22 protein-coding genes and 1 tRNA gene are annotated in these 22,049 nt (G+C 33.4%); 9 read left to right on the top strand and 14 right to left on the bottom strand.

Features of this window, described 5'->3' with window-relative positions; translation table 11 throughout:
* Positions 1 to 39: 39 nt before the first annotated feature.
* The 5 genes from P6940_RS00835 to P6940_RS00815 all read right to left on the bottom strand — a co-directional run bounded on the left by P6940_RS00835 (position 40) and on the right by P6940_RS00815 (position 5,068).
* On the bottom strand, positions 40 to 540 hold the full coding sequence (locus P6940_RS00835) for a hypothetical protein (protein WP_277292905.1): 501 nt from the start codon (positions 538 to 540) through the stop codon (positions 40 to 42).
* 4 nt (positions 541 to 544) lie between these two features.
* Positions 545 to 1,402: a D-amino-acid transaminase gene (gene dat / locus P6940_RS00830; RefSeq protein WP_038151443.1), complete on the bottom strand. Its 858-nt coding sequence runs from the start codon at positions 1,400 to 1,402 to the stop codon at positions 545 to 547.
* An 85-nt stretch (positions 1,403 to 1,487) separates the two neighbouring features.
* Positions 1,488 to 2,594 carry an acyltransferase gene (locus P6940_RS00825; RefSeq protein WP_277292904.1) on the bottom strand — a complete coding sequence of 369 codons (1,107 nt, stop codon included), beginning with the start codon at positions 2,592 to 2,594 and terminating at the stop codon, positions 1,488 to 1,490.
* A gap of 33 nt (positions 2,595 to 2,627) precedes the next feature.
* Positions 2,628 to 4,322 (bottom strand): DUF4127 family protein, encoded by a 1,695-nt coding sequence (locus P6940_RS00820; protein ID WP_277292903.1) that lies wholly within the window; start codon positions 4,320 to 4,322, stop codon positions 2,628 to 2,630.
* Between the two features lie 104 nt (positions 4,323 to 4,426).
* On the bottom strand, positions 4,427 to 5,068 hold the full coding sequence (locus P6940_RS00815) for a trimeric intracellular cation channel family protein (protein ID WP_277288371.1): 642 nt from the start codon (positions 5,066 to 5,068) through the stop codon (positions 4,427 to 4,429).
* 374 nt (positions 5,069 to 5,442) lie between these two features.
* On the opposite strand from P6940_RS00815, the gene tadA reads away from it, so the two are divergent.
* On the top strand, positions 5,443 to 5,943 hold the full coding sequence (tadA, locus tag P6940_RS00810; RefSeq protein ID WP_277288372.1) for a tRNA adenosine(34) deaminase TadA: 501 nt from the start codon (positions 5,443 to 5,445) through the stop codon (positions 5,941 to 5,943).
* Positions 5,897 to 5,987 (top strand) — tRNA-Ser (locus tag P6940_RS00805). Before tadA ends, P6940_RS00805 begins: the two co-directional genes overlap by 47 nt.
* Before the next feature lie 481 nt (positions 5,988 to 6,468).
* Here P6940_RS00805 and P6940_RS00800 read toward each other — a convergent pair.
* Positions 6,469 to 6,837: a Rid family detoxifying hydrolase gene (locus P6940_RS00800; RefSeq protein ID WP_028257211.1), complete on the bottom strand. Its 369-nt coding sequence runs from the start codon at positions 6,835 to 6,837 to the stop codon at positions 6,469 to 6,471.
* 483 nt (positions 6,838 to 7,320) lie between these two features.
* On the opposite strand from P6940_RS00800, the gene P6940_RS00795 reads away from it, so the two are divergent.
* From P6940_RS00795 to P6940_RS00780, 4 genes are all read left to right on the top strand, one after another.
* Entirely contained in the window at positions 7,321 to 7,824 is a 504-nt protein-coding gene (locus P6940_RS00795) for a methylated-DNA--[protein]-cysteine S-methyltransferase (protein WP_277292902.1), read from the top strand.
* Between the two features lie 143 nt (positions 7,825 to 7,967).
* Positions 7,968 to 8,882, top strand: coding sequence for a DMT family transporter (locus tag P6940_RS00790; protein ID WP_277292901.1), 915 nt, complete (start codon positions 7,968 to 7,970; stop codon positions 8,880 to 8,882).
* A gap of 75 nt (positions 8,883 to 8,957) precedes the next feature.
* Positions 8,958 to 9,863, top strand: coding sequence for a prenyltransferase (locus P6940_RS00785; protein ID WP_277292900.1), 906 nt, complete (start codon positions 8,958 to 8,960; stop codon positions 9,861 to 9,863).
* 155 nt (positions 9,864 to 10,018) lie between these two features.
* A complete protein-coding gene (locus P6940_RS00780; protein WP_277292899.1) occupies positions 10,019 to 10,837 on the top strand; it encodes a MetQ/NlpA family ABC transporter substrate-binding protein in 819 nt (272 codons plus the stop codon).
* Between the two features lie 197 nt (positions 10,838 to 11,034).
* Here the strand turns inward: P6940_RS00780 and deoC are convergent, their stop codons facing one another.
* Together deoC and P6940_RS00770 are read right to left on the bottom strand one after the other, a co-directional pair.
* The gene (deoC, locus tag P6940_RS00775; RefSeq protein ID WP_028257215.1) at positions 11,035 to 11,712 is read right to left on the bottom strand and encodes a deoxyribose-phosphate aldolase; all 678 of its coding nucleotides are present in this window, start codon (positions 11,710 to 11,712) and stop codon (positions 11,035 to 11,037) included.
* 21 nt (positions 11,713 to 11,733) lie between these two features.
* Positions 11,734 to 12,366 carry a 3'-5' exonuclease gene (locus tag P6940_RS00770; protein WP_028257216.1) on the bottom strand — a complete coding sequence of 211 codons (633 nt, stop codon included), beginning with the start codon at positions 12,364 to 12,366 and terminating at the stop codon, positions 11,734 to 11,736.
* 296 nt (positions 12,367 to 12,662) lie between these two features.
* Between P6940_RS00770 and pyrF the strand changes: the two genes are divergently transcribed.
* Positions 12,663 to 13,382: an orotidine-5'-phosphate decarboxylase gene (pyrF, locus tag P6940_RS00765; RefSeq protein ID WP_277292898.1), complete on the top strand. Its 720-nt coding sequence runs from the start codon at positions 12,663 to 12,665 to the stop codon at positions 13,380 to 13,382.
* On the top strand, positions 13,379 to 13,966 hold the full coding sequence (gene pyrE, locus P6940_RS00760) for an orotate phosphoribosyltransferase (RefSeq protein ID WP_028257218.1): 588 nt from the start codon (positions 13,379 to 13,381) through the stop codon (positions 13,964 to 13,966). Before pyrF ends, pyrE begins: the two co-directional genes overlap by 4 nt.
* 266 nt (positions 13,967 to 14,232) lie before the next feature.
* Here the strand turns inward: pyrE and P6940_RS00755 are convergent, their stop codons facing one another.
* The 5 genes from P6940_RS00755 to P6940_RS00735 form a co-directional block, all read right to left on the bottom strand.
* Positions 14,233 to 15,630 carry a pyruvate carboxylase subunit B gene (locus P6940_RS00755; RefSeq protein WP_028257219.1) on the bottom strand — a complete coding sequence of 466 codons (1,398 nt, stop codon included), beginning with the start codon at positions 15,628 to 15,630 and terminating at the stop codon, positions 14,233 to 14,235.
* A gap of 447 nt (positions 15,631 to 16,077) precedes the next feature.
* Complete coding sequence (locus P6940_RS00750) at positions 16,078 to 16,395, bottom strand: hypothetical protein (protein ID WP_028257220.1); 318 nt, start codon at positions 16,393 to 16,395, stop codon at positions 16,078 to 16,080.
* Positions 16,396 to 16,444: 49 nt separating this feature from the next.
* Positions 16,445 to 17,380 (bottom strand): hypothetical protein, encoded by a 936-nt coding sequence (locus tag P6940_RS00745; protein ID WP_277292897.1) that lies wholly within the window; start codon positions 17,378 to 17,380, stop codon positions 16,445 to 16,447.
* Between the two features lie 8 nt (positions 17,381 to 17,388).
* Positions 17,389 to 18,336 carry a phosphodiester glycosidase family protein gene (locus P6940_RS00740; protein WP_277292896.1) on the bottom strand — a complete coding sequence of 316 codons (948 nt, stop codon included), beginning with the start codon at positions 18,334 to 18,336 and terminating at the stop codon, positions 17,389 to 17,391.
* A gap of 27 nt (positions 18,337 to 18,363) precedes the next feature.
* Entirely contained in the window at positions 18,364 to 19,170 is an 807-nt protein-coding gene (locus P6940_RS00735) for a polysaccharide deacetylase family protein (RefSeq protein ID WP_277292895.1), read from the bottom strand.
* Positions 19,171 to 19,804: 634 nt separating this feature from the next.
* Here P6940_RS00735 and P6940_RS00730 point away from each other — a divergent pair.
* Positions 19,805 to 20,596 (top strand): carbon-nitrogen family hydrolase, encoded by a 792-nt coding sequence (locus P6940_RS00730; RefSeq protein WP_277292894.1) that lies wholly within the window; start codon positions 19,805 to 19,807, stop codon positions 20,594 to 20,596.
* A 233-nt stretch (positions 20,597 to 20,829) separates the two neighbouring features.
* On the opposite strand, the gene P6940_RS00725 is transcribed toward P6940_RS00730, so the two are convergent.
* Positions 20,830 to 21,858 (bottom strand): YeiH family protein, encoded by a 1,029-nt coding sequence (locus tag P6940_RS00725; protein WP_277292893.1) that lies wholly within the window; start codon positions 21,856 to 21,858, stop codon positions 20,830 to 20,832.
* Positions 21,859 to 22,049: the final 191 nt, after the last annotated feature.

Raw genomic sequence — 22,049 nt, 5'->3', positions numbered from 1 at the left:
GGAAGAGTTATATAGCTATGGCATTATACATATCTATATTTATATATGAAGACGCCGCTCTATACATGTGGCTAATACAACTGCAATCATACCTGTCACCATCTGAGGCCAACTCATAGGGAATAAGATAAGTGGCCGCATCGCATCAGGAATGTGAAATAAAGAAAGTATTAAGCATGTGCCTAAATACAAAACAATCATCTTTACTAATGCTGCTACGATAGCAGTAACTAAGACTGGCATATATCTCATATAGTAAACAGTCACACAAAATAATACGCTACCCAGGGCTACTACAGGTAGTAAAGGGATTAACTTTAGCATACCTTGTAAAAATGCTACTACAGGTGCTACTACAGCAATCGCAATGCCTGCCCACAAGCCATACTTCCATGTAGCAAGTATCATACACGTCCCCACTAATGAACCAATAATAAACATACTCGTCATCATTGGTAACGGCACCCACAATCGTAAGCTTTGACTTAAAAGAGTTATTGCCAGTAGTAATGACGTTCCTGTTAAATCACGAATTTTCATAGTCTTATGGCAATCCTTCCAACATAACTTTTTCTAAACTTTCACGTAAACGCATAGTAACAGGACCTGGTTTTCCATCCCCTACTTGCATACGATCAAGCTTGACAATAGGAATAACGCCACCAATTGTATCCGTAAAGAATAGTTCATCAGCTTGTTCTATAAATTCACGATCGCATTCTTTCTCGATTAGAGTCACCCCACAACTAGGTGCAACACGTGTGGCAATCATTTGTCGCGTAATTCCTTTTAAAATAAGATCATTCGCTGGATATGTGTATAAAATACCATCTTTTACAGCGAATACATTAGAACAAGCACCTTCTGTACAAATATTATCACGGAACAGAATAGCCGAATAGGCCGATTTTTTTTCTGCCTTCGTTTGTGCTAAAATATTAGGCACTAAATTCAAGGACTTAATTGAACAATGTAGCCATCGTTCATCTGGCAATGTAATTGCTTTCACGCCTTTGCCATATGCGGCAATAGTATCTAAATCGAGTGGTCGAATATACATCAACATCTGTGGTTCTAGCTTGGATCTGTCATAGGCATGATGACGAGGTGCAACACCACGAGTAATTTGCAGATAAATATATCCTTCCGTAATATCGCTTTGTTCAATCATTATTTCATGTAATTCTGTTAAATCATCAGGTGTCATTCTAACGGGAATATCCATTTCTCTCATAGAACGATATAACCGGTCTTGATGGTATGATAGAGCAAAACATCTACCATTTACAACACGACAAACTTCATAAACACCATCGCCAAAGCAATATCCTCTATCATCTACACTAACAACTTTCGCACCTGGCTCAATAAATTCGCCATTAAAATAAGTTAACTCTTTCATTACTACACCTCTTTCATGAAATTTTATACTTTCATTATACCACAACATAATTCAAAACTATGGTGTATAACAGCATATGTTGACATTAATTTCCTAATACATATTTTCTCACAGGGTTTGGTAGCACTTGTAATGCTAATGTTGTGATATATGACATACTAACAGCACACATATAAATGGCTAAAACATGTATTACAGTGTATTGTAATTGTAGGTATACCATCATATTGGACAGTATCAATAACATAAATGGGTGAACTAAGTAAATACCATAAGAGCATTTACCAATTTGCTCCCAAAATATTCGCGACCCATCGTTCATAGGAGATGCATAAAATAAAAATAAAAAGAAGATTGTCCCTACGCCAGTATATACTACCCCCATAGGGCTTAATTGATGAACCGTATATACGCTTTCTAAAAGTGTGTACTTCCATACGTACATCACATAATAATAGGCTCCCAGCATACATGTGACTGATACAATAAATCCTATGGCTAGGAGTATTCGATATCGCCAAAGAATCTCCATAATTTGTTCATATCGTTCTGCCATCATAGCACCTAATAAGAATATCCATACATAAAAAATTACACAATAATTTAACCGCATATCAAATGCATATTGAATATATGGATTGGCAAAAGATAATACTCTGCCTGCTACATAAGATGACCAATAATCAATACCAATTTGGATAAGTAACAATACAGTAAGCCATAGTACTGGATGTGGCTCGATCAATCGTACAAGCCACCGCCAAAGAGGCATTAAAAGATAAAACCATAATAAAATAACCATAAAATATAAATGATAATACCCGGTGCCAAAAATTAGTGATTTTATCAATACAATAGGATGAAAGATTGAAAAGTCCTGTAACGTAATTGCTGTATGAATCATATATAATAAGGACCAAATTATATAGGGCCATAAGACGACTTGTATTCTACGCTTTAAAAATTCTTTATACGAAAATGAATCATAAATTGATGTATGATAAAATAGCCCAAAGGCAGACAAAAAGAAGAATGCTGGTACAGAAAAGCGCGATAAAATTTCTAACAAACCAATCAATTGTACATTTGCTAGAGGATTTGTTAATGCCATAGAACCTACATGGATAGCGATAACGCCTAACATACACAAGCCTCTCATATAGGTAATCTCTGGTAAAAACGGTTTACGCAATATACCCACCTCCTACCAATGTATAAAATAGTATTAGTTAGTGCTTGCTTCTGTTTCTATTGTGGATGTAACATGTCCTAATCCATTTTCATCAACGCTTGATGCACCATTAGTAGCCACTGCGGCTTCAGATTGCTTTCGTATATCTCTTTGTAAAGGTGCTATTGGTTCATCATATACAGAAATTTCTGTTTCAAACAATCGTCCCCACGGGAATCTAGCAGATACTGTACGTGGATCGAGGGATAAATATTTTTCAGCAAAATCTTGAATCCGTTCATTCATATAATCTTCTAATTTACTATTCAACTCACCTGTATATCGCACATTATCCAAACGAATTGTATCTTGCATACGATACACATCCTTACGGATATTAGCTTGATATGCCCAATTATCTAAATACTGTTGTGTCAACATTTTATTATGATTGTGAACGGGCATAGCTGTTGCCAAAATACTTTGAGCAACAGCATATCCTATCGAATTACTAGCCGTATTCCATCCATTATAAGATCCTACTCGATATAATAAATCTCGCTGATACAACCCAAACACTAGCGTATTATCAGAACCATTAGAATATGCAATATCAATAACATTCGTCTGAACTCCATTATGAATAGCTGTTTCGATGTGATCTAAAAAGGAATTCGTGCTTTTAGAGATCATAGGGAAATTTTCAAATGCCTCTGACTCACCAGTACTTTTAGTTAGTGGCGTATTAACTGCTAATAATACATCTGGTTTACCAGTAGTAATCATCGTACCACCAACAGCAGTTATGTGTTCTGCAATAGTTTTAGCTACACTCTGATCTTCGTAGTGTGGTATTGTATCTCCAGCGCCACCCAATGGATAGGTAACTTCAAATGTTGGATGTAATTGTAGTTTATCAACTCTGGCCCTTGCTATGAGTAATAATCCAAGTTGATCTGCTCCTGGAAAGCTACCATATTCACTACTTGAAATATTCTTACTGTATGCCGCTAAATATCTACCTTCTAATGCTGATTGTGATAATGAACTTGTATCATCATGACCTAGTGCAAAATAGGTAAATGTATGGTTGCGCGTTAAATCAATAAGTAATTTATTGACTTTCATATTCTCTGCACGACGATTAAACCAATCCTGCAAATACTCTATAGGCACATAGGTTTGCAAATTCATAAGTTCTGCCATTTCATCATCACTTAATCGGCTATCATCCATTTTATCTTGTAGTGCAGCAATCCTAAAAATTGCAGGTCCATAATCACCATAATAAGCTGGTTCAACTCCACCTCCACTAGCTCGTGGCGATCGCATTACCGTTCCAAAACCATAAAAAGGTATTTTCGGATATTCCTTTTTTAAAGATTCAATTCTATTAACTCGGTTTGTTAATGTAAATAAAGGTAAGTTATGCTTCCGTGAATCTACTAATCCTCCATAAATCAACGTGTCCGTACTCAATACCATAACATCTGCACGATGAGCATTCTCTTCCACCCAATCCCATATTTTATCTGCTTGTCCTTTATAATTTTTACCAGAAATCAAATACATTGGTGGTGTTATTACATCATATCCAGCTCCCTCTGCCGTTTCTACAGTATATTTTAGGCTGACTGGTCTATCGTCTTGAGGTACATATAAAATAGTTTCTGCCTCAACTTTTGTGGCATGGCCCCATACCAACGATACAACAGTTACCATAATTGCTAGATATACTTTTTTATTCATAATCACAGCTCCTCATAAATACATTGAATGATTTTATCGGTTCATAAGTACTATATATTTTTTTATTATATCATTTTTTAAAACTCATAGCATATACGCTTCTTTTAGGAAACTTTTGGTAATTCCCAGTGAAAATAAACGGCTAGCATTCGTATAATAAATACAACCATAAAGGAAATATAGGCTTTCATGATTCCCATATCATAAATAGACATCACATAATATATGATACCTCCAATGATAGAAGGCAACGCATATACTTCTTCTTTTAAGACTGATGGGATACGCTTAGCTAATACATCACGAATGATACCACCTCCCACAGCCGTAACAACTCCTAAAATAACAATAAGAGTAGCCATATGAGGAAACAAAATATATCCTACAGATGCACCAGTAACTGTAAAAGAAGCGAGTCCTAATGCATCAGCTATTAAATACAGAATACGACTCCACTTCCCCATTAAAGGTGCTGTTAACATTTTTCTATAATCTCTTCTATACATTAGAAATATAATAAGAGTTACCACAATAGTGATGCCCACATATAATCCTGATGTCAATGAATTAGGCGGAATTCGTCCCACCAATATATCCCGAATAATACCGCCACCGATAGCTGTTGCTAATGCAAGAACGGTCATGCCAAAAATATCCATTCTTCTAGCAACACCTACTAACGCACCAGAAATAGCAAACGCAATAGTGCCAATAATTTCAAATACATACCATAAATATTCCATCATTGCATATATGATAATGCATTACTCATTATCATAGTCTCCTTTCATTTATAAACAACTACGCATGATTAGCTATGAGATTAGAGTACACTCTATCCATCGTATAACGTTAATTTAAAAAATATGATCCAACAGTTATACTACCTATATGTCATATACACCGATAGGAAGAATACATTCTACTATGAATCTATCATACATCCTCTATATATCAATTATTATTTCACATCTATTTTTTATACATGTCAACCATAGATACGTATATGTACCGAAAGAAATCTCCTGATACTTATTGTACACTATATCGTAAATATATTAATATAGTAAATATATGTTACAATGATTATACTATAAGCATATACATAGAAAGGAATCATATGAGTGAAGATGAAATTTATATGCAATTAGCCCTAGAAAAGGCTCATCAAGCTTATGCACTAGATGAAGTACCAATTGGTGCCGTCATTATCTATAACGGTCAAGTGATTTCTGCTCAGCATAATCGTCGTGAACTAGACCATGATGCGACAGCCCATGCTGAAATATTAGCAATTCAAGAGGCCTGTAGAAAATTAAATAGATGGAGGTTGACCGGTTGTAGCCTATATGTTACCATAGAACCGTGCCCTATGTGTGCTGGTGCTATCGTAAACAGCCGTATTTCACGAGTTATCTATGGCAGTAGTGACTACAAGGGCGGTGCAGTCGAGTCTTTATTTAATATACTCACTCATCCTGGCTTAAACCACGAACCAGAAATAGTAAGTGGCATTTTAGCTGATGAGTGTAGTCAAATCATGAAACGTTTTTTTAAAGAACGACGCAAATCGCGGAGGAGTACCCAAGTGGCTGAAGGGTCCGCACTCGAAATGCGGTAGGTCGGGTAACCGGCGCGGAGGTTCAAATCCTCTCTCCTCTGCCAATAACTTTCAATAACAACATCTTTAATATATAGTGTTATCCACTTATCTTCTGTGAACTGTTTACTATATTCAGACGTATAGTAAGCAGTTTTCTTTTTAGTAATCGCATATACTTTATATTCATGAAAAGAAATCAGAGTATATATGTTATGTAGAATAAATCCGTGTAAGAAACTATCCTATGTATACAGGCATCAATGATGCTTCATATCAATACACTCAAATAAATAATTATATATTCCCTACTATAGGCATCTATAATATAACTATATCAGGTAAAGATATAGACAGTACTCTTTATTGTATACATAATTCTATAGTTTACACTGCTAAAATTTACATTCTATATTACTATATCTGTTTCCATACAAATAAAAGACATAGTGAACTATCAATAATCCACTATATCTTTTTACATTACATACTAGTATGTTATATCACGCTATGATATATTCCTACTAAACATATACCTAATCAATCTTAAATTTCCGCAATTACCTCTACTTCAGCTAGCATACCTGCTGGAATATCTTTAACAGCAAAACAGCTACGTGCTGGTTTACTTATAAAATAGTTACTATATATGTCATTAAATTCTCCAAAATCTTCTATATTCGCCAATAAGCATGTTGTTTTAATCACTTTAGAATAATCAGAACCTGCTTCATGTAATATAGCCTCAATATTTTTACATATCTGTTCTACCTGTGCTCTTATTCCTTCTTGAGGCCTATTAGTACTAGGATCAATACCGATCTGACCAGATATATATATTAAATTACCACTAATTTTAGCTTGAGAATAAGGTCCTAATGCCTTTGGTGCTTGATTTGTATGAATTGTTTTCATTACTCATTCCTCCATATACTACTACAACGCTTTATTAATCCCCATTCCTATGAATATTCAATTCACTATCTAGGTAGATTAATCATTATAATAGTACTATAATACTTTAAAAGTTGCTATATTACTTCTACATTTTCTATATAATCTTCATAATATCTTCTTTCTTTTACTCACCATCTATTATATTTCTAAAATCACTGTGTCATTATATCTATAATCGATACAATATACTGAAAAATATATATCTTTCTAGACTAGATACACATAAGTAAAATGTTCTCTACCTATGAATTATCAATTTTTATATCAAGTAACAATCACACACTTCTATGTAAATACATTAGCATATATAATTGGTATCATCCATATCTATCAAAAATCTAAATAAAGAGTATCTAATACTATACATGCTTTTCTTCAATACTACTTGCTATAATTACTATATTACTACTATAAATAAACAAGAATTTTCCGGAGCCCATTATGATTTATCACTATCAATATAAAACGCCTATATTTACTACGATAAATTTATATGCCACTGAAACAAATCTTGTAGGTCTTACTTTACCTACACAAACATATCTAACGAATGATTCCATTTGTACGATACATAAAGTGCATGAAAACACAGCTTTACTAGAAACTTGTAACTGGCTATCTATATATCTACAAAGTAGAGCACCCTCATTTCTACCACCTATTGCACCTATAGGCAATAGTTTTCAAAAGACCGTTTGGCAAGAATTATTAACGATTCCTTATGGAACGACAACTACTTATGGCACAGTGGCAAAAAAAGTAGCCATATTACTAAAAAAATCACGTATGTCACCACAAGCTATTGGCCGCGCTGTAGGACATAACCCCATACCCATTATTATTCCTTGTCACCGTGTCATCGGTTGTCAAGGACGTCTTGTTGGATATAACGGTGGAGTTGATGCTAAACTAACCTTATTACACTTAGAAGGCATTACTCTATGAATTACATTTTCTATATATTATTATTTCACTACTAATGACACGCATAGTATTAGTAGTATAATAGTAGTTATATCGATATAAAGTGTACCATTACAAGTATTAACTTGATACTTTCTAATCTTTATACACACCAAGGAGTTATAATGTTTCTATCACGATGTATTCTTTTATTAACGGCCTTTATATGGGGGTCTACATTTATTGCTCAACGAATGATTGCTGACAGTATTAGCCCGTTAGGCTACAATGGTATTCGTTTCTTACTAGGCGCTATTACAATTCTACCTCTAATCTACAAATTCAAGAGCAAACCGCCACAACATAAGCCCAGTTGTTCTCTACTACTAGCCGGTAGTCTTTGCGGCTTTATGTTATTCGCTGGTGCTACCTTACAACAATATGCACTTGCTTTTACCACTGCCGGAAAAGCTGCCTTTTTAACCTCTTTATATATTGTATTAGTACCAATTGCAGGCCTTCTATTCGGACAACGATTAAAGTTAACTAGCCTATGTGGTGTTATGGTAGCCCTTATTGGCGCTACTCTATTAACTTGGCAAGGTGATACGTATATAGCTATTGGTGATATAGAATTGTTAATTAGCACATTATTTTGGGTCGCACATATTCTATTGCTTAATAAATTTACACAAGAGTTTAAACCATTTCCTTTAGCATTTGTACAATTCATGAGTTGTGGTCTTTTTTCTCTTCTCCTAGGAGAACTGATAAATCCTCTTACTTATGAACAAATTCTAAATGCTTGTATCCCCATCTTATGGGGTGGTGTATTATCTGTAGGTATTGGATTTACAGGCCAGTTACTTGGGCAACAACAAGTGCCGCCTACAGAAGCCTCACTTATTATGAGTGGAGAAATGGTATTTGCCACCATATTAGGATATTTATACTTACATGAAAGTCTATCGATGCAAGAATTGTATGGTGTCATACTATTAAGTATCGGTATTATACTGGCCCAACTTCCTTCACCTTATTCAATTTCACCATTAGTACATAAAAAATTAACTCATACAGTAACAAACAAGCAATACTAATAAAATGCATTATATCTATAATGCAACAGTTACATAATACATTCAATTTTACTACACTACTATAAGGAGAATACTATGACGTTCACTCATCTTATCGCTTTATTTCGCCCACGCACATTAATAGCTGCTTTTGCGCCTTTATTATTAGGTGCTACATTTAGCTATTATACATTTCTTCCAATTCAGCCCCTCTCTCTGTCTATTGGTCAAACATTTTTAATCTTACTTGTTGTCCTATTGGCGCAAATTGTGGCGAATATGTGGAATGAATATTGTGACTTTAAATCTGGCTTAGATTATGGACAAACGATTGGTAATGCAGGTTCAATTGTAAGTGGTTCTATCAATCCACGAACTATTTTGAATTATATAAAAGTATTTAGTGGCATAGCCTTTCTCATTGGTCTATACTTAGCCATGACTATTACCTTTTGGTACATACCTGCAGGTATTTTTTGTATCCTTATTAGTTTTTGTTATTCTGGTGGCCCATTTCCTATTTCACGCACGCCTTTTGGTGAAATCGCCTCTGGTTTAGCCATGGGATTTGCTATCGTTATGATTACTGCTTATGCTTGGGTACATGAACTATCTCTAGCTCTATTAATTCCAGCTATTCCATCAACCGCTCTAGTCGCTATGATTATGTTAACTAATAATATTCGAGATATCAATAATGATCAATCTCATGGAAGACGAACATTGCCCATTATCTTAGGACGCCAACGGGCTATTAATTTAATGGAAATAATATTTTTCTTTGTATGCTTTTGGATAATTGCTTGGGTATATATACATATGCTACCGATTTTATCATTAATCACCTTATTATCAATCATTCCTGCTCTAAAATCCATACATATTTTAAATACCTATAGTGATACGGCAAATTTAGATAAAGCCATGTCATTTACTGTTAAGGCAACAATGCTCTATCATCTTTTATTATCTCTATCCCTAATAATTAGTGAACTAGTTTAATATAATAAATAGCTATCTATAGATACAATCTATAGATAGCTATTTATTTACCATATAATCTAGTAAGAAATAACTATTTACACTAGTTGATACGATTTAGTATACTTGTAAGTAATTAATTTACTATTCTCAATATATTAGTTAGGAGTAATATTATGAACAAATTTTTAGCATTAACGGCTACTATTATTCTAGGTAGTACTTTACTATTTAGTGGATGTGGTAGCTCTACAACATCATCAAACAACACTGGAAAAACAACGATCACTATTGGCGCTTCACCAGTACCACATGCAGAAATTCTAAATGAAGCAAAAGCCGAATTAGAAAAAGAAGGCATTGAATTAAAAATTGTAGAATTTACAGATTATGTAAAGCCTAATCTTGCATTGAATGATAAAGAAATTGATGCAAACTTCTTTCAACATCAACCATACCTAGATAAATTTAATGCTGACAGAGGACTAGAATTAATTAGTGCCGGCACCGTTCATATTGAACCAATGGCTATTTATTCACATTCACTAAAAGATATTGCTGCAATACAAGATGGTGCTAAAGTTGCTATTCCTAATGACCCTACAAATGGTGGACGTGCACTATTGCTACTTGCAAAAGCCGGCTTAATTGAGTTAAATGATAATAATAATATTCATGCTACTGTAGCTGATGTAAAGTCAAACCCTCATCATCTTCAAATCATTGAACTAGAAGCACCTCAATTACCTCGTTCTCTTGATGATGTAGCTATTGCAGTTATTAATACCAATTATGCGTTAGAAGCTAATCTAAATCCTTTAAAAGATGCATTATTAACTGAATCTAAAGATTCACCATATGCCAATATTATAGCTATTCGCAAAGATGAAGAAAACCGTCCTGAAATCAAAAAATTAATGAAAGCATTACAATCTGCGGAAATGAAAAAATTTATAGAAGATAAATATAAAGGTAGTATTCTTCCTGCTTTCTAATCGACAAATATCGGTAAAAAGCATTTCTTTTCATACTAGATTGTTCACAGTAATTATACTAACTCCTGTCAATCTATTACTATACAACAATATTAGAAAATTTCATAAAAAAGGAGAAAGATTTGTAACAACTGTTACTACAATCTTTCTCCTTTTTAATTATATACTATATCTCTTGAAAATATAATAAATTCACTTTATAGTACTACCCTATACTCTGTATCTAATGTATCCTTAAGTAACGATACAGCGCGACTACTTCCTATGCGAGAGCAACCAGCTTCTAAATAGGCAATCATATCTTCGATATCAGTTATGCCTCCAGCAGCTTTTATTTTAACTTTAGGCGCAATATATTGTTTTAATGTTCTAACATCCGCTAAAGTAGCTCCTGCCACACCAAATCCAGTTGATGTTTTAATATAATCAGCACCACCATCACTAACAGCTTTTGCCATTTCTACTTTTTCTGTTTCTGTTAAATAACAAGTTTCTATGATTACTTTTAAAACATGCTTATCACATATAGATTTTATGGATCTAATTTCATCAACAATTGATAAAAAATCATAATTTTTAACTGCACCTAAGTTAATCATCATATCAATCTCTTTAGCTCCATCATGTAAAGCTTGTTCCGTTTCCGCCATTTTAATAGCAGTTGTATTATAGCCTGCCGGAAATCCAACAACTGTACCAATAACTAATGACTTGTCATAAGCTTCACTAACTCGTTTAACATACGCGGGAGGGATACATACAGAGGCTGTATTATAAGCAATGGCTTCCTCGCATACAGTTTGAATTTCCTGCCATGAAGCATCCACTTTCAACATAGTATGGTCTACATAACTTAATATCTCACGCCCTAACATAATAACCCTCCTTACCATCTGTTAAAAAAATGACATTTGCTCTGGTTTGTTTTGAGCCTTAGCTAACTCAGATTGCTTATTTTGATACTGCTCATCAATAAATGGTTCTGCTTCTATACCTATTGATCGAAGTAGAGCATCCATAGAATTAACACCTCGCAAACGAGCTGCCTCTATAGCTATTTTAGCACATGTTTCAGCATCGTCTAATGCATAGTGATGTTTAAATTCTACCCCCAATAATGCTCCCATTGTATTAAGCTTATGGTTAATCAAATCTGGCCAAACTTTTCTAGATATTTTAACAGTACATGCATAGGCTAATTCAGGCCAATCAATATTATAATGGTCTAATGTAGCTCTCAATACGCCTATATCAAATTTTGCATTATGCGCTATGACAATTTTCCCTTTTAAGTGATTATTATATATGGAAGACCATAATTTATCAAAGGTTGGTTTATCTAATACCTCTTGTGGTTGTATGCCATGAATGGCGATACACTCTTCGTCAAAATTCATATATGGAGGTTTTATCAAACTATATCCTTTTTTCGTAATTTTCCCATCTTCAACAGTAACTGCAGCCAAAGAACAGGCACTATTTTTAAACTTATTAGCTGTTTCAAAATCTATAGCTACAAAATCTAACATATATACTCCTTTCTCTCTTTATATATCATTATATATAACATATAATGGTCATCATTCACATATATTACGTGATACTACTATAAATAAGAATATTCCTATTTTGATGCATAAATGCACCATAAAACTATGGTATCAACAATTTACATCCAAAAGATATATATTCTTATTAAATTATACACTATATCAATTAATTATTGTAGGAATAATAAAATACCACTGTAAATATATTGACAAATATCTTATCTTTATGTAAACTTATGAAAGTTTAAATAGTTTCTGAAAGAGGAGGTTTCATTATGGCTGATAATCGACTAATTGTCGCACTAGATGTATCATCATTGAGTGAGATGAAACAAATAGTGGAATCATTAGGTAATTCCGTTAGCTATTATAAGGTTGGCATGGAGTTATTTTATTCAGCAGGCGAAGAGACAATACACTACTTGCAAGGGCAAAAAAAATCTATATTTCTAGATTTAAAATTGCATGATATTCCTAATACTGTAGCACATGGTGTATCCGCTTTAACTCGATTAGGTGTTAATCTTATGACTATACATGGTCAAGGTGGGTTTCTTATGATGCAAGCCGCTGTAAAAGCTGCCAAAGAAAGTGCCGAAAAGTTAGGTATCCCCACGCCAAAACTATTAGCTATTACGGTATTAACTAGCTTTGACGATGCATCATGGCAAGATGTAGGTGGGCAGTTACCAATTTCTAACCAAGTAATTCGTATTGCCAAATTAGCTAAAAAAGCAGGTATGGATGGAGTAGTCGCCTCTCCTTTAGAAGCGAAGTTAATCCGTGACACTTGTGGCGATGATTTTCTGATTGTTACTCCTGGTATCCGTCCCTCTTTCGCCATTACCAATGATCAAAAACGAATTGCTACACCGGCTAATGCATTAGACAATGGTGCCTCTAAATTAGTAATAGGTAGGCCTATTACACAATCCACAAAACCACTAGAAGCTGTTCGCTTAATTGTAAAAGAAATGGAAGGCATAAACCAATGATGACAGAAAAAGAAGTAAAACAATTATTAATTGATACAAAAGCAATCTTAGAAGGTCATTTTTTATTAACTTCTGGATTACACAGTCCTCTATATGTAGAAAAATTTAATGTATTACAACACCCACAGTATACAGAAAAACTTTGTCGCGAATTAGCAGAATATTTTCAAAACGAAAAAGTAGAGCTCGTGATAGGTCCGATGACTGGTGGTATCTTACTAGCTCATGAAGTAGGAAAAGCGCTTGGCACACGTGCTATTTTTACAGAACGTGAAAAAGGTGTTATGACACTACGTCGTGGTTTTAAAATCGAACCTGGTACTCGTGTACTTATTGTAGAAGATATTGTAACCACCGGTGGCTCTGTAAAAGAAGTAGTCGATGTGGTCAATCAATCACAAGGTGAAATTGTAGGTGTTGGTTTACTAGTAAATCGTAGTGGAGGAAAAGCAGAGTTTGGTGTGCCTAAAGAAAAAGTACACGCCCTACTTAATTTAACAGTACCTACGTATACACCTGATGCATGTCCTCTTTGCGCCGAAAAAATTCCAATGACAGAACGTGGAAGTCGCCATAATAAATAAAATATTCCCCTATTTCTTATAGAATAGAATATCTATCTTATAAAGCCATCTAGCTGTTAATAAACATATCCAACGAGAGCTAGGTGGTTTTTACTATACAAATGCATACTTTATGATACATTATATTACAGTAAAATCACACATAAAAACAATTATATATAAAAGAAAAAGCAAGTCTACCGAATGAGTCCCGCAATGGTAACTATTAGAATAGACTTGCTTTTTTACTATTAATAATTATAAATACTTATCGATTTACACTATAATTATTTTTTTCCTAAAGATTTTTGGAATACTTGTGTAGCATTTTGTTCAAAGAAGTTTAACGCTACTTCTGGGAATAATGCATAGGATAATACATCTTCTTCAGAGAAATCAACAAAACCTTTTTCACTTAATTCTGCACGATATTTATCCATTTCATTTGGAATATCTGCAGGGCTATAAGGTACAATTTTTTCATCGCCCAAGATTTTTTTCTGAATTTCTTCAGAAATAGCTGCTGGTAAATGTCCATATTTACCGCGTACTAAATCTTTTACTTCATTAGGAGTTGCAGTATAACGATCCATACCATTAGCTGCAAAGTTTACGTTCATCATAGCCATAGTACCAACAATTTGACTAGTTGGAGTTACCAATGGAGGATATCCTAAATCAGCACGAACACGAGGCATTTCATCCATAACATCGAAGAATTTATCAGCCATACCCATTTCTTTTAATTGATTTTGAGTATTGGATAACATACCACCAGGAATTTGATAACGACGAACTTCTGGTAATACTTCATGAGCAGCTTTAATACCAAATTCATCTTCAATTTCTTTACGCACATTACGGAAATGTTCTACCAATGGACGTAATTTATCTAAATCTAAACCTGTATCGTATTCAGTACCTTTAAACATTTCAACAATACTTTCTGTAGCTGGTTGAGATGTTGCATGTCCAAATGGGCTTAATGCAGTATCAATAATATCAACACCAGCTTCAACAGCTTTTAGATAAGTAGCACTAGCTAATCCGCAAGTGAAATGACTGTGTAAGTCAATAGGAGTTTTATCACCAAGCACTTTTTTCAAATCTTGAGTTAACGAGTAAGCATCGTAAGGAGCTAATAATCCAGACATATCTTTAATGCAAAGAGAGTCAATACCCATTTCTTTTAATGTTTTTGCTACATCAACGAACATTTCATTCGTATGAACTGGAGAAATAGTATATACCATTGTGCCTTGTACATGAACACCATATTTATTACAAGCTTCAATAGCTGCTTTCATATTTTCTGGGTCATTTAATGCGTCAAATACACGAATGCGGTCAATACCATTTTCTTTTGCTTTTTTAACAAATGCATCTACCACATCGCCTGCATAATGTTTATAGCCCAATAAATTTTGACCACGAAGCAACATTTGTAATGGTGTATTTTTAACGTGTGCTTTTAAGGTACGAAGACGTTCCCATGGATCTTCATTCAAGAAACGTAAGCAACTGTCAAAGGTAGCACCGCCCCAGCATTCAAGAGCATCATAACCAACTTCGTCCAATTGTTCTAATACTGGTAACATTTGACCAATACGCATACGAGTCGCTAAAATGGATTGATGACCATCACGAAGAACGGTTTCCATAATTCTTACTTTTTTCTTACTCATAATTCTTCTCCTCCACTGATAAAGTGCAATTAAAATATCCTCTAAACTATTTCAATATATCTATGCACTTTAGATTTGTATCGATAGTTAACCTTTTGTTAACCTTTCATAAATGTGACCTCATGAAAGATTTCTCTTCTCGATATACATATATTACACTACTTATAAAATTCTTTGTCAACATGTTTTCTATGCGAATTAATCATGATAGTGTGTTTTTTATCGTTCTACTATCAACTCTATCCATTTAATGCCTACAAAATATAGTGATATCTCAATTTTATTAACTATCTCTTTTAGTCATAACATTTCTCTTGATTTATACTATACCGAAATATATCAATCTAATACATTCAAAATTATGGTATAAATATTATATAGCACTTAACTTTGTATATAAAAAGCATTAATGATAAAATTAATCTTTTATCATTAATGCTTTTTTATTTATTTAACCTTTTTAGGTGCTGTTTCCAATAGGATATGTTTTCCATTTCGCTTCACTTGGATAGAAAAATCCCCTTCACCCTCACGAAAGTACTCCATTTTAATATCTAATAACATTTTACCAATTTGTGTTTTTACCTTATCTGTTAAAAATTCTTGATAAAAAGACTCTTGCGTCTGTACTAGTGATTGGTGAAATTTAGGTTTATTTCTGATTGCGTCTTTTTCCAACATAATTGTTTCAAAATTATCTTCTTCTACAATATTTTTTAACATATCTGTATCAGATAAACCTTTTTGTATTTTAAATTTACCCATATTACTCACTCCTAAACATTTTCAATCTGAGTATATAGCTTCTATATATTTATTTTTTCTTTTTTTCTGTTGTATCAGTATCATCTGTTGCTTTAACTGTGTTATCGCTACCATTTTCCATGATTTTTTTCACTTCCGACATGGTCACTTCCGATAAAGTAACTGGTGTTTTATAGCTAAATACAGTCGTAAAGCCAACACCTAATTTTCCTTCGCTAACGGAAATCGCATTGTCATCCTTATCAACTTTAGCAATATAAATATGTTTAGCTTTATCAACACCTATCAAACGGTATCGTCCATTTGGATTAATAACTCGCCATCCACCTTCAACACCATCAAACATAAATACATCGCCTGTGCGAACATTATCGTAGAAGAAATTATCTTTATCGTAAAATACAGCTATACGCCCTATATTAGAAGCTTGCATATAAACACGACGTGTATCATAATTGGCATCTGTACGATAAATTCTGTACACATTGTCGCTTATCTTCAATTTCATATACACAACATTAGTTGCTGTTGAATAGGCTACATCGACAATTTTACTACTTCTAGGGGCATCTTCAATTTCTGTATCCACCTCATGTTCTGGATTCGATGGATCAAGTCTAGCTAATACAACTTCATCTTTTTCTCCACCATATAACCCCATAATAGCTAATGCTCTATCTGGCATCCATTCAAAATAACTAATAGAACGTCCCTTTAGATCGACGTCAATTGGAGTATCCTCACCGGATTTGTAAATTTTGAGCGATTCCTCTGTGACAACTGCCATATATTGATGATCATGAGATACATATTTATGGCCACTTTTTATATCAGGAAAATCGCCTTGTTCTAAATCTTCATCAGTACTGCTAACACTAAATTCGGTTGTTGGTGCGAAAACAACTTGATCTAAATAGTAATATAAGCCACCTTGTAGAAGTATACCCACTACAAAACAACTTAACACTTTATTAAATGGTTTCATAGTACCTCCTATTTTACAATAAATGCTGTGGGAATCATACGCTCACCTAGTAAATCAGCTGGTTTGTTTACTACTTTCCCATTATAATACAAAGTCGTACTCGAACCACCATCTAAATTAGCTGCAATATAACAGCCTTTTTCGTATAAAATATCCTGCACATCTCGCAAGGTAGCGCCAATAGAATATCCTGGTTGGCGACCATCAATAACTAAAAATAAAACCGTACCATCTTTCTTCTGACCAATAGCTGTTCTAGGCCCAACGCCCCAACCACCATCACCATCTGTAATCATCTTCTTACCATTTACAATCAATGGGGGGCCAAAAGTAATACCTTCTTTCGCCTTCATATCAGCTAATTCTGTTTTATTATAATTACCGGCAATTAAATTACCCGATTTAGAAAATCCTACAAAATCTACGGGCTCATCAGGTCCCACATCTTTACCAATAATATAATTCCCATCGTTTAAAATGAATCCATACGGTAATCGTCCTGTTCCAGTCCCATTAGGATCATGAAAGCCACCGCCATTAATAGCTGCTACAGCCCCATTCATCTTAGCAATGTTACTCGTTGTATCTCCTTTTTCCTCTATATTAGCTGCAGTAGCTACTTGAACTCTCTTTGGATTAGGTATTTCTAAAATATAGCCTACAAATCGATTAGAGTCTATTTTTTGTAAATTTAATGTATTATCTTCTTTCACATCAAACTTAAATAAATCTTGATTTTTAACAGTACCTACAGTACCTAAGATTTTTTGCAACTGACTTTCATCAAAAAGCCAGGTAATATAAAATGGATGTCGCGACTGTAAAATAGCCCCTACTACGGCGCGTTTAACATTATTAAATGGTCCTAAAAGAATCACAAATGGTGCACTAATAATTGTGAATATGCACACGCTAATAATAAATTTAACCCATGTTTTTTTTAAAAATGATTTCATATTAACCTCTACTACTGTTACATGATATTATAAATTAGAGTAATGTTCTGTACTTAATCGCTCTTCGAAATGTTTAATATCAACGGCATTACCAATCCAAACTCTATTTAATGTATATGGATCATCTCCTGTATGAACCCATCCAGAATTCATTGTCACTGCCATAGCAATACCTGCAGTTTTGACCGCTTCATGGGAATCTTCATTCATATCTCCATAAGGAAAACAAAACCAATGATTATCTATAATTCCTAATTCTGAGGCTAATTTAGTTTGTCCTTTTTCTATATTAGCAATTTGCTCTTTTTTAGATAAGTCACCCATACTTATATGTTGAAATCCATGATTAGAAATAGTCATACCACCAGATTTCATTTCTCTAAGTTGATCCCATGTTAAACGAGTACCCACATCACCAGGATTTACAAATATCGTCGCTTGTAGTCCCAACTCTTTTAATACAGGATACACAATGCTATATGTATCCGCATACCCATCATCAAAATTCAAAACAACAGGTTTTACTGGAACTGGTGTACCATGCATAACAAAATCATAGAGTTGTTCCATAGAAATAGTATGATATCCGTTATCTTTCAAAAATTTCATTTGTTCTTTGAATAAGTCTTCACGAATTACCGCATCATTATTTACATCATTACCAATTTTATGATACATAAGAACAGGAATTCCTTTAGGAACTTCTGTAGGCACCTTAGATTGCTGCGTTTCTACTTCTTTTACAGGTGTTGTTTGTCCTGTTTTTTCAAATAAACAGCCGCTTGTAATAACCATACATATAAGCACTAAGATTATTCCATATAAACGCTTCATGACTCTCTCCTTATATTAGTTTGGTACATAAGAATATACTATCAACACGCTCGTAATTTTGAATATCTTTTATTTTATCATTTTTTTTAAAAATAATCAGTAATAAATTCTAATGCTATCATATATACTATATATATGATGATATTTATTATTGCCTATAAAAATTATAAATTACATGACTCGACACCACTCCAATATTTTTACTCTTCTTTATATACTATATTTTCATAAAAATAATCACTCATACAGAACTACTGTATAGTACTACTGTATAGTACTCCTAATCAATCATCCTATTACGATAAGATATTCTATCGCATACATCTTCCTAATGACTTCAATTTCTACTCGTCTATTTATAGATACAAAATATAGATCATAAATTTACTAAATTAAGATAGGAAATAAATCATTTTATATTCTTATAATGTTATAATATATAATACAGTGTTAACATAAGTAACATATTATATGTCATCTTCACTCATGAAAGATGATAGGTGACAACAGATAGTTTATTTAATCTAAACAAGACCATTCCTATCTACTACTTCTAATGAACAAAATAATATGATGTTACATTACTTTTCATTACACTAAAAAACATGTATTAACAATAAGGAGTATGTAAGCTATGAAAAAAAGTATTGCTGTGGTTCAAATGAATGTACATGTAAAAGATACAGAGTATAATTATAAAAATGCATTATGCTTATTAGAACAAGCCGCACAATTACAACCAGATATTATTGTACTTCCAGAAACATGGAATACAGGATTTTATCCATCAAAAGATTTGTTACAATTAGCTGACACCAACGGCGAACACACAAAAGATATGCTAGGGAATTTTGCTCACAAATATAATGTTAATATATTAGGTGGATCCGTAACTACTAACTATAACGGACAAATATATAATACCTCCTATGCATTTAATCGCGCTGGCGATGTTGTTGGTACCTACAATAAAATTCACTGCTTTACACCAGCAAAAGAAGATCTATATTTTAAAGGTGGCGAAAAAATAAGTAAATTCTATTTTGATGGAATCCCTTGTAGTATGGTAACATGTTACGACATTCGTTTTCCTGAACTTGTCAGGATGGCGGCTTTACAAGACATTCATGTTCTATTCATTCCCGCCCAATGGCCTACTATGCGACTTAATCATTGGATTACCCTTTCTACTGCTAGAGCTATTGAAAATCAATTATATGTATGTGCTGTTAATGGTTGTGGAAAAATCGGAAAAGCCCAATGTGCCGGTAACTCACTACTAATTGATCCATGGGGCAAAGAACTGCTTCATTTAGAAGGGCATGAAGCTATTGCTCTAACTACTATTGATATAGATATAATTAATGATATTCGTTCCAAAATCAATATTTTTGACGATAGAAAACCTTACTTGTATAAATTATAATTTCCCATACTATACTGATATAGTGTGAAAATTATTATACTACAGGTAACCTACTATCTGCTCATTAGATACTTTTTCTAAACAAACTGTATCTGCCTAGTAAATAATTTAGCCGGTTGATTTTCATAGAATTGCAAAGATCTAACGATATACAAAAAGCCTACAGAGAATAATTATTCTCTGTAGGCTTTTCCTACTTAACTACATGGAGGAATTAGTTTCTATCATACGAATTACCACATACCAATTAAATGTTGTACATAAATACTAACGATAGAAATAGCTATCCAGCAACAAGCACCTAAAAGTAACGCACGTCCACCACTTTTAATTAACTTAAGAATATCAGTATTTAAACCAATTGCCATCATAGCCATAACAATCATAAATTTAGATAACTCTTTCAAAGGTGCAAAAAATTCAGCACTAACTCCTGATGCCATGCATACAGTAGTAATTAAAGAAGCGATCACAAAATATAAAATAAAGTGTGGAAAGATTTTTCTAACACTAACTTCTTCGCCACTTTCCGATTGATTACGTTTTGCTTTATATACTTCATAAGCACCAAGACATAATGTAATAGGAATAATAGCTAATGTACGTGTTAGTTTAACAATAGTTGCATATTCAAGCGCATTTGAACCAGGATGCATTTCATCCCAGATAGCTGCTGTGGCTGTTACCGACGATGTATCATTAACAGCTGTACCAGCAAACAAACCAAATCCCGCATTAGTAAATCCTAAAAAGTCACCTAGATTAGGGAATACAAACGCAGCTACTACATTGAAAAAGAATACTACTGAAATTGCTTGTGCAATCTGTTCTGTATCTGCTTTAATAACAGGTGCTGTTGCAGCAATGGCAGAACCACCACAAATTGAGGAGCCTACACCAATTAATACAGCAGATTTTGTCTCTAAATTCATAACACGATATAAGATAAAAGTAACAATCAAAGAAGTAGAAATCGTAGAAATAATAACAGGTAATGAATCATAGCCTACTTTTACAACTTCTGCAATATTCAATCCAAAGCCCAAAAAAATAACCGCATATTGTAGTACTTTTTTTGATACAAAACCAATACCTTCGCCTGTCTTACAACGATTTTTATAAAACATAGCAATAATAACACCGAATACAATAGCGAAGATAGGTCCTCCAATTACAGGAAATGCTTTACCTAATAACCAGCATGGTATTGCTAAGATAAAGCTAAATAAAATACCCCAACCTTTTGTTGCTAAGAATTTCATGATAACCATCCCTTTCATACTGTTATAAAGACAACCCTCCAATTTGTCTTTATATTCTTAGTAATTTATATTATACGCTTATATAAGTATAAATACTACTACTTATTTTATAAAAATTTATTTTTTATAATTCCTATAGATACTAATGACAGTTAATTATTTTATATATTCTCTAGTTGCCAATATCTTAT

The organism is Veillonella montpellierensis, from assembly GCF_947090115.1.
GTDB classification, from domain to species: domain Bacteria; phylum Bacillota; class Negativicutes; order Veillonellales; family Veillonellaceae; genus Veillonella; species Veillonella montpellierensis.
This window is presented reverse-complemented; position numbering and strand designations above follow the sequence as displayed.

Excerpts from the sequence above, each read along its gene's own strand:
- P6940_RS00835 (WP_277292905.1), bottom strand. The coding sequence starts at position 540 with ATGAAAATTCGTGATTTAACAGGAACGTCATTACTACTGGCAATAACT.
- dat (WP_038151443.1), bottom strand. The coding sequence starts at position 1,402 with ATGAAAGAGTTAACTTATTTTAATGGCGAATTTATTGAGCCAGGTGCG.
- P6940_RS00820 (WP_277292903.1), bottom strand. The coding sequence starts at position 4,322 with ATGAATAAAAAAGTATATCTAGCAATTATGGTAACTGTTGTATCGTTG.
- P6940_RS00815 (WP_277288371.1), bottom strand. The coding sequence starts at position 5,068 with ATGATGGAATATTTATGGTATGTATTTGAAATTATTGGCACTATTGCG.
- tadA (WP_277288372.1), top strand. The coding sequence starts at position 5,443 with ATGAGTGAAGATGAAATTTATATGCAATTAGCCCTAGAAAAGGCTCAT.
- P6940_RS00800 (WP_028257211.1), bottom strand. The coding sequence starts at position 6,837 with ATGAAAACAATTCATACAAATCAAGCACCAAAGGCATTAGGACCTTAT.
- P6940_RS00795 (WP_277292902.1), top strand. The coding sequence starts at position 7,321 with ATGATTTATCACTATCAATATAAAACGCCTATATTTACTACGATAAAT.
- P6940_RS00790 (WP_277292901.1), top strand. The coding sequence starts at position 7,968 with ATGTTTCTATCACGATGTATTCTTTTATTAACGGCCTTTATATGGGGG.
- P6940_RS00785 (WP_277292900.1), top strand. The coding sequence starts at position 8,958 with ATGACGTTCACTCATCTTATCGCTTTATTTCGCCCACGCACATTAATA.
- P6940_RS00780 (WP_277292899.1), top strand. The coding sequence starts at position 10,019 with ATGAACAAATTTTTAGCATTAACGGCTACTATTATTCTAGGTAGTACT.
- deoC (WP_028257215.1), bottom strand. The coding sequence starts at position 11,712 with ATGTTAGGGCGTGAGATATTAAGTTATGTAGACCATACTATGTTGAAA.
- P6940_RS00770 (WP_028257216.1), bottom strand. The coding sequence starts at position 12,366 with ATGTTAGATTTTGTAGCTATAGATTTTGAAACAGCTAATAAGTTTAAA.
- pyrF (WP_277292898.1), top strand. The coding sequence starts at position 12,663 with ATGGCTGATAATCGACTAATTGTCGCACTAGATGTATCATCATTGAGT.
- pyrE (WP_028257218.1), top strand. The coding sequence starts at position 13,379 with ATGATGACAGAAAAAGAAGTAAAACAATTATTAATTGATACAAAAGCA.
- P6940_RS00755 (WP_028257219.1), bottom strand. The coding sequence starts at position 15,630 with ATGAGTAAGAAAAAAGTAAGAATTATGGAAACCGTTCTTCGTGATGGT.
- P6940_RS00750 (WP_028257220.1), bottom strand. The coding sequence starts at position 16,395 with ATGGGTAAATTTAAAATACAAAAAGGTTTATCTGATACAGATATGTTA.
- P6940_RS00745 (WP_277292897.1), bottom strand. The coding sequence starts at position 17,380 with ATGAAACCATTTAATAAAGTGTTAAGTTGTTTTGTAGTGGGTATACTT.
- P6940_RS00740 (WP_277292896.1), bottom strand. The coding sequence starts at position 18,336 with ATGAAATCATTTTTAAAAAAAACATGGGTTAAATTTATTATTAGCGTG.
- P6940_RS00735 (WP_277292895.1), bottom strand. The coding sequence starts at position 19,170 with ATGAAGCGTTTATATGGAATAATCTTAGTGCTTATATGTATGGTTATT.
- P6940_RS00730 (WP_277292894.1), top strand. The coding sequence starts at position 19,805 with ATGAAAAAAAGTATTGCTGTGGTTCAAATGAATGTACATGTAAAAGAT.
- P6940_RS00725 (WP_277292893.1), bottom strand. The coding sequence starts at position 21,858 with ATGAAATTCTTAGCAACAAAAGGTTGGGGTATTTTATTTAGCTTTATC.